At 58.1% G+C, this 13,732-nt stretch carries 15 protein-coding genes; 9 read left to right on the forward strand and 6 right to left on the reverse strand.

From position 1 onward, the window contains the following. Positions 1-318 precede the first annotated feature (318 nt). Positions 319-1,518, reverse strand: coding sequence for a tyrosine--tRNA ligase (gene tyrS / locus AC1D1M_RS29875; RefSeq protein WP_477778517.1), 1,200 nt, complete (start codon positions 1,516-1,518; stop codon positions 319-321). Between the two features lie 212 nt (positions 1,519-1,730). Between tyrS and AC1D1M_RS29880 the strand changes: the two genes are divergently transcribed. Continuing rightward, entirely contained in the window at positions 1,731-3,155 is a 1,425-nt protein-coding gene (locus tag AC1D1M_RS29880; protein WP_477778468.1) for a peptidoglycan DD-metalloendopeptidase family protein, read from the forward strand. Between the two features lie 3 nt (positions 3,156-3,158). Then, on the forward strand, positions 3,159-4,250 hold the full coding sequence (locus AC1D1M_RS29885; RefSeq protein WP_477778469.1) for an anhydro-N-acetylmuramic acid kinase: 1,092 nt from the start codon (positions 3,159-3,161) through the stop codon (positions 4,248-4,250). A 68-nt stretch (positions 4,251-4,318) separates the two neighbouring features. On the opposite strand, the gene erpA is transcribed toward AC1D1M_RS29885, so the two are convergent. Together erpA and argC are read right to left on the reverse strand one after the other, a co-directional pair. Then, positions 4,319-4,669 carry an iron-sulfur cluster insertion protein ErpA gene (erpA, locus tag AC1D1M_RS29890; RefSeq protein ID WP_007906865.1) on the reverse strand — a complete coding sequence of 117 codons (351 nt, stop codon included), beginning with the start codon at positions 4,667-4,669 and terminating at the stop codon, positions 4,319-4,321. 166 nt (positions 4,670-4,835) lie between these two features. Beyond that, positions 4,836-5,870 carry an N-acetyl-gamma-glutamyl-phosphate reductase gene (gene argC / locus AC1D1M_RS29895; RefSeq protein WP_007980174.1) on the reverse strand — a complete coding sequence of 345 codons (1,035 nt, stop codon included), beginning with the start codon at positions 5,868-5,870 and terminating at the stop codon, positions 4,836-4,838. Positions 5,871-6,004: 134 nt separating this feature from the next. Here argC and hemJ point away from each other — a divergent pair, with 134 nt between their 5' ends. From hemJ to coq7, 6 genes are all read left to right on the forward strand, one after another. Continuing rightward, a complete protein-coding gene (hemJ, locus tag AC1D1M_RS29900) occupies positions 6,005-6,433 on the forward strand; it encodes a protoporphyrinogen oxidase HemJ (protein WP_477778470.1) in 429 nt (142 codons plus the stop codon). Between the two features lie 33 nt (positions 6,434-6,466). Next, on the forward strand, positions 6,467-7,435 hold the full coding sequence (locus AC1D1M_RS29905) for an NAD(P)H-dependent flavin oxidoreductase (RefSeq protein WP_477778471.1): 969 nt from the start codon (positions 6,467-6,469) through the stop codon (positions 7,433-7,435). A gap of 92 nt (positions 7,436-7,527) precedes the next feature. Then, positions 7,528-8,493, forward strand: a complete 966-nt coding sequence (locus AC1D1M_RS29910) for a DUF805 domain-containing protein (protein ID WP_477778472.1) — start codon at positions 7,528-7,530, stop codon at positions 8,491-8,493. A 61-nt stretch (positions 8,494-8,554) separates the two neighbouring features. Further along, positions 8,555-9,343, forward strand: coding sequence for an SDR family NAD(P)-dependent oxidoreductase (locus tag AC1D1M_RS29915; RefSeq protein WP_477778473.1), 789 nt, complete (start codon positions 8,555-8,557; stop codon positions 9,341-9,343). 80 nt (positions 9,344-9,423) lie between these two features. After that, positions 9,424-9,762, forward strand: a complete 339-nt coding sequence (locus AC1D1M_RS29920; RefSeq protein ID WP_007986008.1) for a histidine triad nucleotide-binding protein — start codon at positions 9,424-9,426, stop codon at positions 9,760-9,762. A gap of 148 nt (positions 9,763-9,910) precedes the next feature. After that, positions 9,911-10,558: a 2-polyprenyl-3-methyl-6-methoxy-1,4-benzoquinone monooxygenase gene (gene coq7 / locus AC1D1M_RS29925; RefSeq protein WP_008051652.1), complete on the forward strand. Its 648-nt coding sequence runs from the start codon at positions 9,911-9,913 to the stop codon at positions 10,556-10,558. Between the two features lie 105 nt (positions 10,559-10,663). Here coq7 and speD read toward each other — a convergent pair whose 3' ends face one another. Both speD and AC1D1M_RS29935 read right to left on the reverse strand, forming a co-directional pair. Continuing rightward, positions 10,664-11,455, reverse strand: a complete 792-nt coding sequence (gene speD, locus AC1D1M_RS29930) for an adenosylmethionine decarboxylase (protein ID WP_477778474.1) — start codon at positions 11,453-11,455, stop codon at positions 10,664-10,666. A gap of 240 nt (positions 11,456-11,695) precedes the next feature. Beyond that, positions 11,696-12,118 carry an OsmC family protein gene (locus AC1D1M_RS29935; RefSeq protein WP_007941657.1) on the reverse strand — a complete coding sequence of 141 codons (423 nt, stop codon included), beginning with the start codon at positions 12,116-12,118 and terminating at the stop codon, positions 11,696-11,698. Between the two features lie 227 nt (positions 12,119-12,345). Between AC1D1M_RS29935 and crp the strand changes: the two genes are divergently transcribed. Further along, the gene (gene crp, locus AC1D1M_RS29940) at positions 12,346-12,990 is read left to right on the forward strand and encodes a cAMP-activated global transcriptional regulator CRP (protein ID WP_150756616.1); all 645 of its coding nucleotides are present in this window, start codon (positions 12,346-12,348) and stop codon (positions 12,988-12,990) included. Between the two features lie 10 nt (positions 12,991-13,000). Here the strand turns inward: crp and AC1D1M_RS29945 are convergent, their stop codons facing one another. Next, on the reverse strand, positions 13,001-13,702 hold the full coding sequence (locus AC1D1M_RS29945) for a lipoate--protein ligase family protein (RefSeq protein WP_477778475.1): 702 nt from the start codon (positions 13,700-13,702) through the stop codon (positions 13,001-13,003). Between the last annotated feature and the right edge of the window lie 30 nt (positions 13,703-13,732).

The following is a 13,732-nucleotide window of genomic DNA, read 5'->3' on the forward strand; positions in this document are numbered from 1 at the left end:
TTCGTCTCAACCGAGGCGCGCATTCTACAGCAGCCTCATTTGCTGTCAAGTGATTATTTTCAGAAGCTTTCAAAGTTTCCTTTGTAACTTCAACCACTTGCGCTTCAGATCTCTCGTCAGCGGGAGGCGAATTCTACAGCGTTACACGCAGCTGTCAACACCTCTTTTTCAACTCCCTTTTGGCTTCGATGAACTGAAGCACCTGCTGTCGAAAACCGCGTAACTCGTTGTTTACCAAGGAGTTTTCCGTTTCGACTGCGCCGGAAGTGGGGCGAATTATAGGCCTCTAAAATTCGCCGTCAATACTTCATTTCAACTTTATTCAGCCTTGAGCGTAATACGCGCAAATGCCTTCTTGCCGGCCTGGCAAACATGGGTTGCGCCCAGCGCATACATAAAGGTGCGATCAACCACCTCACCATCTATACGCACACCACCCGAACCGAGAAGATCTCGCGCCATCGCCGAGTTCTTCACCAAGCCAGTCTTATTAAGGACGGCAGCGATCGGCATATCTTCGGCAGCAGTCAATTCGATTTCCGGCAGATCATCCGGCAGCTCGCCATCCTTCATACGATTACCGGCGGCACGGTGAGCATTGGCCGCAGCCTCCTCACCATGGAAGCGCGCAACAATTTCTTCAGCCAGCTTGATCTTGATGTCGCGCGGATTGGCACCCGCCTCCACATCAGCGCGGAACGCATTGATCTCATCCATGGAGCGGAAGCTGAGCAACTCGAAGTAACGCCACATCAGCGCATCCGGAATGGAAACCAGCTTGCTGTACATCACGCCAGGCGCTTCCTGGATACCGACGTAGTTGCCCAAGGACTTGGACATCTTCTTCACGCCATCCAGACCTTCAAGCAGCGGCATGGTCAAAATGCACTGGGCTTCCTGACCATAACCACGCTGCAGCTCACGCCCCATCAGCAGGTTGAACTTCTGATCGGTGCCGCCGAGTTCGACGTCTGCGCGCAGAGCTACCGAGTCATAACCCTGAACCAGCGGATAAAGGAACTCATGGATGGCGATTGGCTGATTGGTGGTGTAGCGCTTGTCGAAGTCATCGCGCTCGAGCATGCGAGCCACAGTGTACTGCGAAGTCAGGCGAATGAAGTCGGCCGGCCCCATCTGATCCATCCAGGTGGAGTTGAATGCCACTTCGGTTTTTGCCGGATCCAGAATCTTGAAGACCTGAGTCTTGTAGGTCTCGGCATTCTCGAGGACCTGCTCGCGAGTGAGCGGCGGGCGCGTGGCACTCTTGCCACTCGGATCGCCGATCATCCCGGTGAAGTCACCTATAAGGAAGATCACCTGATGCCCCAGCTCCTGGAACTGGCGCAGCTTATTAATAAGCACGGTGTGACCCAAGTGCAGATCCGGAGCCGTTGGATCGAAGCCCGCCTTAATACGCAGCGGCTGGCCACGCTTGAGCTTTTCAATCAGCTCGGACTCGACCAACAGTTCTTCCGCACCACGTTTGATCAGCGCTAGCTGCTCTTCAACCGACTTCATAACAGACCCGCAAGGCTCAGATTCAAAGGGAACCAACCATACAAGATCGCGCGTCAAATACAAGGTTTGCCCGGCGCACGGACGCCAATCCGCAGACAGCGCGTCTGCGGACTTGCTTCAGAGATGATTTGGTTATATTTTATACAGTTATTTCATCTTCATCATGTCATTCATCTTTTCCAATTCATCTTTTTTCAAAGTCAAAGCCACTTATGACCACAGAATCGTCTAAAGCGCCGCCGCTTTACCCGAAAACCCACTTGCTTGCCGCAAGTGGCATCGCCGCCCTTCTCAGTCTGGCGCTCCTGGTATTCCCTTCCAGCGATGTCGAAGCCAAAAAGACGACCCTTAGTCTTGAACTGGAAAGTCCTGCTGAACAACTGACACAAGATCAAGACGCTGCTGACGTCGTTCAAGCCACAAATGAACCCGCAACATCCCCCTTCGCGCAGATCGACAACAGCGCCGAAGCCCCCCAGGAAACCGCTCAAGCCGAACCTGCGCCGGGGCCGGTCGTCGAAGAAAAGAAGCCAGCAAGCCACAGGGAAGTGATCGTCACCAAGGGCGATACCCTCTCTACACTGTTCGAGAAGGTCGGCCTCCCAGCCGCCTCAGTGCATGACGTGCTGGCCAGCGACAAGCAGGCCAAGCAGTTCAGCCAGCTCAAGCACGGGCAAAAACTCGAATTCGAACTGAGTCCTGACGGTCAGTTGACCAACCTGCACAGCAAGCTCAACGACATCGAAAGCATCAGCCTGACCAAGAACGACAAGGGTTACACCTTCAACCGCATTACCGCCAAACCGACGGTGCGCTCTGCCTATGTACACGGTGTGATCAACAGCTCGCTGTCGCAGTCCGCAGCCCGGGCTGGCCTGTCTCACAGCCTGACCATGGACATGGCCAGTGTGTTTGGCTACGACGTGGACTTCGCCCAGGATATTCGCCAGGGCGACGAGTTCGACGTGATCTACGAGCAAAAGGTGGTCAACGGCAAGGCCGTCGGCACTGGCCCGATCCTGTCGGCGCGCTTCACCAACCGCGGCAAGACCTACACCGCCGTGCGCTACACCAACAAACAAGGCAACAGCAGCTACTACACTGCTGACGGCAACAGCATGCGCAAGGCGTTCATCCGCACACCGGTGGACTTCGCCCGCATCAGCTCCAAGTTTTCCATGGGCCGCAAACACCCGATCCTGAACAAGATCCGCGCCCACAAAGGCGTCGACTACGCAGCACCGCGCGGCACGCCGATCAAGGCTGCCGGTGATGGTAAGGTCTTGCTGGCCGGCCGCCGTGGTGGCTACGGCAATACCGTGGTCCTCCAGCACGGCAACACCTACACCACGCTCTACGGCCACATGCAAGGCTTCGCCAAAGGCGTGAAGACTGGCGGCACGGTGAAACAGGGCCAGGTGATTGGCTATATCGGCACCACCGGTCTCTCCACCGGGCCACACCTGCACTACGAGTTCCAGGTCAACGGTGTACACGTCGATCCGCTGGGCCAGAAACTGCCAATGGCCGATCCGATTGCCAAGGCTGAACGCGCACGCTTCCTCGCCCAAAGCCAGCCACTGATGGCGCGCATGGAACAGGAAAAAGCCACTCTGCTGGCTTCGAGCAAGCGCTAAGCCATGGCGCTCTATATAGGTGTGATGTCCGGAACCAGCCTTGATGGCCTGGATATCGCACTGATCGAGCAAGCCCCGGCGATCAGACTGATCGCCTCCCACTACATCCCGATGCCCGACTCCCTGCGCGCCGAGCTGCTCGGTTTGTGCGCCAGCGGCCCGGACGAAATCGCCCGCTCCGCCATCGCCCAGCAGAACTGGGTGAAACTGGCAGCCCAAGGGATTCATGCCCTCCTCGCCCAACAGCAACTGAAGCCTGACGACATTCGTGCGATTGGCAGTCATGGCCAGACCATCCGCCATGAACCGGCACGCGGCTTCACTGTGCAGATCGGCAACCCGGCCCTGCTGACCGAGCTGACCGGCATCACCGTGGTCAGCGACTTCCGCAGCCGCGACGTCGCTGCCGGCGGACAAGGCGCGCCGCTGGTTCCCGCCTTTCACGAAGCCCTGTTTGAAGAGCGGGCTGGTAATCGCGCAGTACTGAACGTTGGCGGCTTCAGCAACCTCAGCCTTATCGAGCCCGGCAAGCCGGTCGCCGGTTTCGACTGTGGCCCAGGCAATGTGCTGCTGGATGCCTGGATTCACCAGCAACGCGGCGACCACTTTGACCGTGACGGCCAATGGGCTGCCAGCGGCAACGTAGAACTGGTGCTGTTGAATGCACTGCTCAGCGATCCGTTCTTCGTAACCAAAGGCCCGAAGAGTACCGGTCGGGAAGTATTCAACCTGCCTTGGCTGACACAGCATCTGGCACAACTGCCAGCCTTCGCCGCCGAAGATGTTCAGGCGACACTGCTTGAGCTGACCGCGCTGACCATCATCGAATCACTGCAAAGCGCCCAGACAGATACGCAGGAGTTGCTAGTCTGCGGCGGCGGCGCCCACAACACTGCCTTGATGAACCGCTTGGCCAGCTTGCTGCCAAACGCAAGCGTCAGCAGCACCACTACTTACGGTGTAGACCCCGACTGGGTCGAAGCCATGGCCTTCGCGTGGCTGGCTCATTGCTGCCTCGAAGGCATCGCAGCCAACCGTCCGAGCGTTACCGGTGCCCGTGGTTTGCGCGTACTCGGCGCCATCTACCCCGCATAAATTCTCCACACAGCAAAACGCCGCAAGACCCTGAGGTCGTGCGGCGCTCTGTGAAACAGGTGCGCTGATCAGATCGAGAACGAAGAACCGCAGCCACAGGTGGTGGTCGCATTCGGGTTCTTGATGACGAAACGCGAACCTTCCAAACCTTCCTGGTAGTCCACCTCGGCACCTGCCAGGTACTGGAAGCTCATCGGATCGACAACCAGACTCACACCTTCGCGCTCGACGATGGTGTCGTCATCGGCCACTTCTTCATCGAAGGTGAAGCCGTACTGAAAACCTGAACAACCGCCGCCCGTAACGAATACGCGCAGCTTCAAGCGATCATTCCCCTCTTCATCGACCAGGCTCTTCACCTTGTGCGCGGCACCGTGGGTGAATTGCAAAGCCGTGGGGGTGAAGGATTCGACGCTCATGCTGACTATCTCCCGGCGTTACGCCGTCATATTGCGTGATGACGCGCATTATCCGCTTCTCCTAGAAAAGCGGTCAACTATTGTTATGGTATATCAACCAATCCAGTCGCCGGCCCGGAATGCAAAAAGGCCCGTCAGACGGGCCTTTTGCTGTACGCGATAACGCTTACGGCAGCATGCCGGCGTGGGACAGCCCCAGACGCTCGTCCAGCCCGAACAGAATGTTCATGTTCTGCACGGCCTGGCCCGAAGCCCCCTTGACCAGGTTGTCGATCACCGACAGCACCACCACCAGATCGCCGTCCTGAGGGCGGTGCACCGCGATACGGCAAACATTGGCACCACGTACGCTACGAGTCTCCGGATGGCTGCCGGCCGGCATCACATCGACGAACGGCTCGTTGGCATAACGCTTTTCAAACAACGCCTGCAGGTCTACCGAGCGATCAACAACGGTTGCGTAGAGCGTGGAGTGAATGCCACGAATCATCGGCGTCAGGTGCGGAACGAAGGTCAGGCCGACGTCCTTGCCTGCTGCACGACGCAGCCCCTGGCGAATCTCCGGCAGGTGACGGTGACCTTTGACCGCATAGGCCTTCATGCTTTCCGACGTCTCGGAGTACAGCGAACCTACGGAAGCACCACGACCGGCACCGCTGACACCGGACTTGCAGTCAGCAATCAGATGCGCAGCATCGGCCAGGCCTGCTTCGAGCAATGGCAGGAAACCCAATTGCGTTGCAGTCGGGTAGCAGCCCGGCACGGCAATCAGGCGCGCTTTCTTGATCTGCTCGCGATTGACTTCCGGCAAGCCGTAGACCGCCTCGTCCAGCAACTCCGGTGCACCGTGCGGCTGGCCGTACCACTTGGCCCATTCATCCGCGTCTTGCAGACGGAAGTCGGCCGACAGGTCGATGACCTTGGTCCCGGCCGCCAGCAGTTCGCCCGCCAAGGCATGGGCAACACCGTGCGGTGTGGCGAAGAACACCACATCGCAGGCACCCAGGGTCTTGATGTCCGGAACGCTGAACGCCAGGCCGTCGTAATGGCCTCGCAGGTTCGGGTACATGTCGGCCACGGCCAGGCCAGCCTCGGATCGGGAAGTGATGACAACCACCTCAGCTTGCGGATGTTGCGCCAACAGACGCAGCAGTTCGACACCGGTGTAACCCGTGCCGCCGACGATACCGACCTTGACCATAAACCTGCCCTCAACGAACCCACTGGAAAGCCGTCGATAATAGGGGCCGCGCGCGCCTGCGACAACCGTCAAGGTGACGTGCGGAGCCTCAAGCCTCTACTATTCGGGCTACCGTGAACCTGGAATAACCAAAAATGCTCTATCTGTGGATCAAAGCGCTTCACATCGTCAGCGTCGTCAGCTGGTTTGCCGGTCTGTTTTACTTGCCGCGACTGTTCGTCTATCACGCTCAAAGCGAGGACAGCGTCAGCAAGGAACGCTTCAGCATCATGGAGCGCAAGCTGTACCGGGGCATCATGGGCCCGGCGATGATCGCCACGCTGATCTTCGGCGGCTGGCTCATCTACCTCAATCCAGGCATCTTCAGCCAGGGCGGCTGGATACACGCCAAACTGACCCTGGTCGTGTTGCTCATCGGCTACCACCACATGTGCGGTGCCCAGGTAAAACGTTTTGCCCGTGGCGAGAACACCCGCAGCCATGTCTTTTATCGCTGGTTCAATGAAGTGCCGGTTCTGATATTGCTGGCTATCGTAATTCTGGTCGTCGTTCGGCCGTTCTAAATCCAATAGGCACCACTCACCGGGGTACTTCCAATGTCGCTGCCCGCTTTGCTCGAACAACGTTTGCGTCTGCCCGTGGTGGCGGCGCCGATGTTCCTGATTTCCAATCCGCAACTGGTACTCGCCTGTTGTCGTCAGGGCGTGGTCGGCAGCTTCCCGGCGCTGAACCAGCGCGAAAGCAGCGGTTTCAAGGCCTGGCTGGAAGAAATCGAAGCCGGGCTGGCGACACTGGAAAACCCCGCGCCTTATGCCGTTAACCTGATCGTCCATAACAGCAATCCACGTTTACAAGCGGATCTGCAGATCTGCGTCGAACACAAAGTGCCGATCGTGATCACCAGCCTCGGTGCCGTGAAAGAACTGGTCGATGCGGTCCACAGCTACGGCGGCCTGGTGTTCCATGATGTGACGACTCGTCGTCACGCCGAGAAAGCGGCCGAAGCAGGCGTGGATGGCTTGATCGCTGTGGCTGCCGGCGCCGGTGGACACGCCGGGACCTGGAGTCCGTTCTCACTGATTGCCGAAATCCGCCAGTTCTTCGACAAGACCCTGTTGCTGGCCGGCTGCTTGAACCATGGCCACGAAATTCTTGCCGCACAATTGCTCGGCGCGGATTTGGCCTACTTTGGCACACGATTTATCGGCACGACCGAAAGTCACGCGCCTGACGCCTACAAAGAAATGCTGCTGACATCCAAAGCGGCAGACATCATCCATACTCCAGCCGTGTCAGGTGTTCCGGCGAGCTTCATGCGCCAGAGCCTGGAGGCCGCCGGTTTCGACATGAACGCCTTGCAAGGCAAGGGAGAGATCAACTTCGGTTCCAAGCTCAAACCCGTGAGCGATGAGGCCAAAGCCTGGAAAACCGTTTGGTCTGCCGGCCAGGGCGTGGGAGAAATCGAGGACTTGCCGAGTGTCGAGCAGTTGATTGCACGTCTCGACGCGGAGTACCGCAAGGCCCTGGAGCAGGCTGCCCAGTTGACCAAACGCTGGCCGAGCTGACAGCAAACCTTGGCCAGTCTTGCCCGGCTGGTCCTACACTCGCCGAACACAACATTCTACTTTCAACCTCTCGCGACAAGGATGCTTCGCACATGGGCGAAAATCATTTCAAGATCGTATTCGAGGGCGCCTTGCTGCCCGGTGTCGACATCACCACGGCAAAGCTCAATCTCGCCGAGTTGTTCAAAAGCGATGTCACGGCCATCGAGCGCCTGTTCACCGGACGTCCGGTAGCGCTCAAACGCAACCTGTCGCAAGCCGATGCCCAGACCTATCTCCACGCGCTGAGCAAAACCGGTATCGACGCCCGCATCGAAGCCGAAACGCCGATCGAGCTGAACCTCGCCGACGTTCATGACCATGCTCCGGCCAGCAGCCAGGCGTCTTTTGCAGATCCGCAGTCCCCTTACGCGCCGCCTCGCGCGCCCGTCGGCGAAGCCGCGGCGGAATTCGCCACGCTCAAGCCCTTCAGTTTCGATGGCCGTATCGGCCGCTTGCGTTACCTCGCCTGGACGCTGGTGCTGTCAACTGTGCTCCTGGCCGTTTGCGGGGTGTTTGCCTTGGTCGCCTTGGCTCTCATCGGCGCGGATTCGACCGCCGGCCTGATATTGGGCAGCTTGCTGGCCTTGATCCTGTTCGTCGGATTTGTATTCATCAGCATCCAGATCACTGTTCAACGCTTGCACGATGTCGGCTGGTCTGGCTGGCTGTGGCTGCTGAACCTGGTGCCGCTCGTTGGCAGTTTCTTTCCGTTCGTGATCATGGTCGTACCGGGCAACGACACTGCCAACCGCTACGGCCCGCCGCCTCCGCCGAACAGTACCGCGGTCAAGGTATTGTCTTCGCTGTGGCTGATCGTTATCGCGCTGATCCTGGTCGGCGCGCTGGCCGGTAGTTTCGCGACGATACAGGAAGAATACAAAAGCGCCGCCCAGAGCAGCTACGAAAGCAGTTCGGTCACCACCGATGAAATCGACGTCGAGGTCGAACCGGTGCCAAATTCCACCGACGATACAGCCGAAAAGGCCCAGCCCCCTGTAGACTCTGCGAAAGAATGAACAGCGCTCCTGGCCCGTGACACCTGCGTCGCGGCGCGGAGCTGTTGCGATGGAGAACTGCATGACCCGTTACGCTCTGATCACTGGCGCTTCCAGTGGCATCGGCCTGGCAATGGCGGAAGCGCTGGCCCGGCGCGGCCGCAGCCTGATTCTGGTGGCCCGACAACGTGATCAGCTGGAAAGTATTGCGATTGAACTGACCCAAAGGTTCGGCGTGGAAGTCTTGTTCCGTGCCTGTGACCTGGGCGAACCGCTGCGCCTGTCCGGATTCCTGCTGGAGCTGGAAGAAGGCGACCGGCAGATCGATCTGCTGGTCAATTGCGCCGGTATCGGTACATGCGGCCCGTTTCTGGCCCAGGACTGGATGACCGAGCAAGACCTGATCGAAGTGAATATCCTCGCCCTCACCCGCCTGTGCCACGCGATCGGCAACAGCATGGCCCTGCAAGGCGGCGGGCAGATTCTGAATGTTGCCTCGGTGGCGGCGTTTCAACCGGGGCCGTGGATGAGCACCTATTACGCCAGCAAGGCGTATGTGCTGCACTTTTCCGAAGGATTGCGCGTTGAGCTGAAAAAATGTGCGATCAAGGTTTCGGTGCTCTGTCCCGGGCCGACCCGCACGGCATTTTTCCGTACCGCACAACTCAACAGCGACAAACTGGCCAACAGCAAACTGCTGATGAGCCCCGAGGAAGTGGCGCTCTACACCGTGCGCGCACTGGAAAAGAATCAAGCGATCATTATTCCGGGACGGCGCAACCGCTGGTTCGCCTTCCTGCCGCGGCTCGGCTCGCGCTGGCTGACTCGCACCATCGCCGGCATGGTCAACAAGGCTTACTGCCCGCGCTGATCCAACTCAAGGTAAAAGGCTGGGCGCTGGCATACACCATGAGTACACTCAGGCCAGCCCAAACAACGGAGAAAACAGCTGTGGATACTCTGTTCACCAAGATCATCAACCGGGAAATCCCGGCGAAGATCATTTACGAGGACGACCAGGTACTGGCCTTCCACGACATTGCCCCACAGGCACCGGTACATTTCCTGGTGGTCCCGAAGAAACCGGTTCGCACTTTGAACGACCTGACCGAGGACGACAAGGCATTGGCCGGGCACATTTTGTTCACCGCCCAGCGCCTGGCACTGGAACTGGGCTGCGAAAAAGGTTTCCGCGTCGTCATGAACTGCAATGAAGAAGGCGGACAAACCGTCTACCACATTCATATGCACGTGCTGGGTCAGCGCCAAATGCACTGGCCGCCGGGCTGATTGCGCCAAACCTTGTGGAAGCGGCGCACTGCCGCTTCCACAAAAGGCATCACAACACTGTCACAGCCTCTGCATCACAATGACCCAGCGCAAACCTTCCCCGGCCGATTGGGTTAAACTGGCCGCCGAAATTCCCCCGGAGGTCAGCATGACTACCCAACGTCACTACTCGCCAATTGACCGCCTTCTGCTGCAAGCCGATGCCGCGATGCGCACCCTGCTGCCCTTCAGCGGCCAGCCGTACCGTCCGTCGCCTGCCATCGTGCAGCCTGATGCGAAAATGAGCGACGAAGACACGCGCCACGTTGCCGGCTTGATGCGCATCAACCATACCGGCGAAGTCTGCGCCCAGGCGCTGTATCAAGGGCAGGCGCTGACCGCCAAGCTGCCGCAAGTGCGTGCTGCGATGGAGCATGCCGCCGAAGAAGAAATCGATCACCTGGTCTGGTGCGAACAACGCATCCATCAACTGGGTAGCCACACCAGCATCCTCAATCCGCTGTTCTATGGCATGTCGTTCGGGATTGGCGCAGTGGCCGGCCTGATCAGCGATAAAGTCAGCCTGGGGTTCGTTGCGGCGACGGAAGACCAGGTGTGCAAACACCTGAACGAACATCTGGAGCAATTGCCGGCCGAGGATGAAAAGTCCCGGGCGATTCTTGAGCAGATGCGCATCGATGAAGAACAGCATGCCGAAAGTGCGCTGGATGCTGGCGGGTTCCGCTTTCCGGCACCAGTGAAGTTCGGGATGAGTCTGATGGCCAAGGTGATGACAAAGAGTACTTATCGGATCTGATATCTCTGTTGCCCGATAGGGCAAGCCTGCTTCTACAGAGGCTCGACAATAACAATAAAAAAGGCGACTGCCGTGAGGGAGTCGCCTTTTTTGCGTTCGAGAATCTTACGCCATATTGCGCGCGTAGAAGATTTCGAGCATTTCGTGTTTCACCCGCTCGGTCACCTGGGCGCGTTGCTCAGAGGACAGGTTGCTGGTGGCGTCGCCGAACAGGTAGTTATCCAGTTCGAAGTTCTTCAGCAGCATCTTGGTGTGGAACAGGTTTTCCTGATACACGTTCACGTCGGTCATCTGGTACGCGTCGTACGTGTCATCGGAGAGGTAGTTCTGGATCGAATTGATCTCGTGGTCGATGAAGTGCTTTTTGCCCTCAACGTCACGGGTGAAGCCGCGCACACGGTAGTCCACGGTCACGATGTCCGAATCGAACTGGTGAATCAGGAAGTTGAGCGCTTTAAGCGGTGAAATGACCCCGCAAGTCGACACGTCGATGTCCACACGGAAGGTTGCAATACCGCTGACCGGATGGATTTCCGGGTAGGTGTGCACCGTGATGTGGCTCTTGTCGAGGTGAGCCAGAATGATTTCAGGCAGCGGGCCCGGGGATTCTTCGATCTGACTGTCGGTCGGGGTTACCGGCTCTTCCGAGATCAGGATCGTGACGCTGGCGCCCTGCGGCTCATAGTCCTGACTGGCAATGTTCAGGATGTTGGCACCAATGATATCGACAACTTCCGTGAGGATCTGCGTCAGGCGTTTCGCGTTGTACTCTTTATTGATGTACTCGACGTAAGCCTGCTGGTCTTGCGGGGTTTCCGCGTAGCAGATGTCATAGATGTTGAAGCTCAAGGTCTTTGTCAGGTTATTGAACCCGTGGAGCTTGAGTCTGCTTTTCACCGTTAAAAACTCTCTATGTGTTTGCGGCCCGGCCGCGTGATCAAGCATGCCCGTCAAATGCGAACAACGCACCTGCGTAGGACGGTTAACACCTCTTCGCGATGGCGATTTTGGTTGTCTGTTTCGGGTGCGAGGCCTGTCGGCTGACGGGCCACTACCCTGAAAAAAGTGGCGCATTATGCAGACGTCAGCTTGTGTTCGCCAGAGTCTGCACTGCTTTTATGATAGTTGAATGTCGATTCAACCGAGCTCGATGATCTCGTAGTCGTGGGTAATTGCCACGCCGGCCGCGCCGAGCATGATCGAGGCTGAGCAATACTTCTCGGCAGACAGCTCGATGGCGCGTTTGACCTGGGCTTCTTTCAGCCCGCGGCCCTTGACCACAAAGTGCATGTGGATCTTGGTGAACACTTTTGGATCTTCGGTCGCACGCTCGGCTTCGAGGAAGGCTTCACAGCTTTCGACCGCCTGGCGGGACTTCTTGAGGATGCTGACCACATCGAAATTGCTGCAACCGCCGACACCCAGCAGCAGCATTTCCATCGGCCGGACACCCAGGTTACGTCCGCCGGCATCGGGCGGACCGTCCATGACCACGACATGACCGCTACCGGATTCGCCGAGGAACATGGCTTCGCCAGCCCATTGGATGCGTGCCTTCATCGCCAAGACTCCACTGTATAAAAAGGGTCGCCAGCTTAGCACAGGCCCCGTGATTGACAGCGCCCGGCGTCCTAGGACATATCCCGCCGCCTTGTAGGTAAATGCTCGAATATTTCAGGAAGTGTCTGTTAAGCTGACGCCAATTCAATGGCGCATGGCCAGCTTTATTCCAGCGTTCGCTATTTATAAAAACCAAACACACCGTGCAGTCTTTTCGGGATACAACCATGGTTGCGATTGCCCCCAACCCCAAGATCAAGAACCTCGACAAGCTGTTGATGCATTGCCAGCGCCGCCGTTATCAGGCCAAGAGCAACATCATTTGTGCCGGCGACCGCTCGGAAACGCTGTTCTTCATCATCAAAGGCTCAGTCACCATCCTGATCGAAGATGACGACGGTCGGGAAATGATCATTTCCTACCTGAACACCGGGGACTTTTTCGGCGAGTTGGGCCTGTTTGAGCAAGCTGGCCTGGAGCAGGAGCGCAGCGCCTGGGTGCGGGCCAAGGTTGAATGCGAAGTCGCGGAAATCAGCTACGCAAAATTCCGCGAGTTATCCCTGCTGGATCCGGACATTCTTTACGTGCTCAGCGGACAAATCGCACAGCGCCTGCGCAACACCACGCGCAAGGTCGGTGACCTGGCATTTTTTGACGTGACCGGCCGCGTTGCCCGCTGCCTGCTGGAACTGTGTAAACAGCCAGACGCCATGACTCACCCCGATGGCATGCAAATCAAGGTGACCCGTCAGGAAATCGGGCGGATTGTCGGTTGTTCCCGGGAGATGGTCGGTCGCGTGCTCAAGGATCTGGAAGAACGCAACCTGGTGGGCGTCAAAGGCAAGACCATGGTGGTCTTTGGTACGCGATAAGCTCGAAAACCTAGCCGCTGAACATCTGCGCCAGCATCAACCGGTAGAGTTCGTCCAGACGTGCCAGAGCATTGGGTGCCGTGAACTTCTCATGCAGCGCGATGTGGCTTTCGGCGCGCACGCGTTGCTCCAGCCCGCAGGCCTCGTTGAAACGATTGACCGCGGCGACCATCGACTCTCGCTCGTTATCGATCAGCATCGCTCCGTGCACCAGTCCTACCGGACGCTGCCCACCCTGGCTCTGGCGCCAGCGCTGGGCGGTGCCGACCATCTTGCGACCATCGAGGTTGACGTTGAAGCGACCGTCACAGAACGCGCCTTCGATTTCACCCAGGGATGAAGTACCACCCAACTCATCGAGCAACTGACAAATTGGATCGCACAAGCGGCGGTAACCGGTTTCGATGCGGTTCAGATCCCCTTCGCCGCGCGGCGGCGCGTAAACCAGTGCAATGTTGATCGTTGAGGCCGATTGCGGCACCGGCTCGCCACCGGTTTCACGCAACAGTACTGGCCAACCTGCCTCTGCCGACACTTCACATGCAGCCTCGAAACCGGGCAGGCGATTCAAACGGCGCGGCATGACCAGCGCCCGATCACTCGGCTGCCAGAACAGCAGGCCGAACTCCGCGTCGCCGGCGCAGACCGAGGCCAACAGATCCTGTTCAGCTTGCAGGCCGGCTTCGATGGTCAGGGAAATAGGTGAGGTCATAAGGTATTCCGTAGGACATAAAGTCTGTGG

This window comes from Pseudomonas sp. P1_F7, assembly GCF_056405655.1.

What these genes read in the sequence shown, in the direction of transcription:
- argC (WP_007980174.1), bottom strand. Translation starts at nt 5,870, where the DNA reads ATGGTCAAGGTCGGTATCGTCGGCGGCACGGGTTACACCGGTGTCGAA.
- AC1D1M_RS29880 (WP_477778468.1), top strand. Translation starts at nt 1,731, where the DNA reads ATGACCACAGAATCGTCTAAAGCGCCGCCGCTTTACCCGAAAACCCAC.
- crp (WP_150756616.1), top strand. Translation starts at nt 12,346, where the DNA reads ATGGTTGCGATTGCCCCCAACCCCAAGATCAAGAACCTCGACAAGCTG.
- AC1D1M_RS29910 (WP_477778472.1), top strand. Translation starts at nt 7,528, where the DNA reads ATGGGCGAAAATCATTTCAAGATCGTATTCGAGGGCGCCTTGCTGCCC.
- erpA (WP_007906865.1), bottom strand. Translation starts at nt 4,669, where the DNA reads ATGAGCGTCGAATCCTTCACCCCCACGGCTTTGCAATTCACCCACGGT.
- AC1D1M_RS29935 (WP_007941657.1), bottom strand. Translation starts at nt 12,118, where the DNA reads ATGAAGGCACGCATCCAATGGGCTGGCGAAGCCATGTTCCTCGGCGAA.
- coq7 (WP_008051652.1), top strand. Translation starts at nt 9,911, where the DNA reads ATGACTACCCAACGTCACTACTCGCCAATTGACCGCCTTCTGCTGCAA.
- tyrS (WP_477778517.1), bottom strand. Translation starts at nt 1,518, where the DNA reads ATGAAGTCGGTTGAAGAGCAGCTAGCGCTGATCAAACGTGGTGCGGAA.
- AC1D1M_RS29885 (WP_477778469.1), top strand. Translation starts at nt 3,159, where the DNA reads ATGGCGCTCTATATAGGTGTGATGTCCGGAACCAGCCTTGATGGCCTG.
- hemJ (WP_477778470.1), top strand. Translation starts at nt 6,005, where the DNA reads ATGCTCTATCTGTGGATCAAAGCGCTTCACATCGTCAGCGTCGTCAGC.
- AC1D1M_RS29945 (WP_477778475.1), bottom strand. Translation starts at nt 13,702, where the DNA reads ATGACCTCACCTATTTCCCTGACCATCGAAGCCGGCCTGCAAGCTGAA.
- AC1D1M_RS29905 (WP_477778471.1), top strand. Translation starts at nt 6,467, where the DNA reads ATGTCGCTGCCCGCTTTGCTCGAACAACGTTTGCGTCTGCCCGTGGTG.
- AC1D1M_RS29915 (WP_477778473.1), top strand. Translation starts at nt 8,555, where the DNA reads ATGACCCGTTACGCTCTGATCACTGGCGCTTCCAGTGGCATCGGCCTG.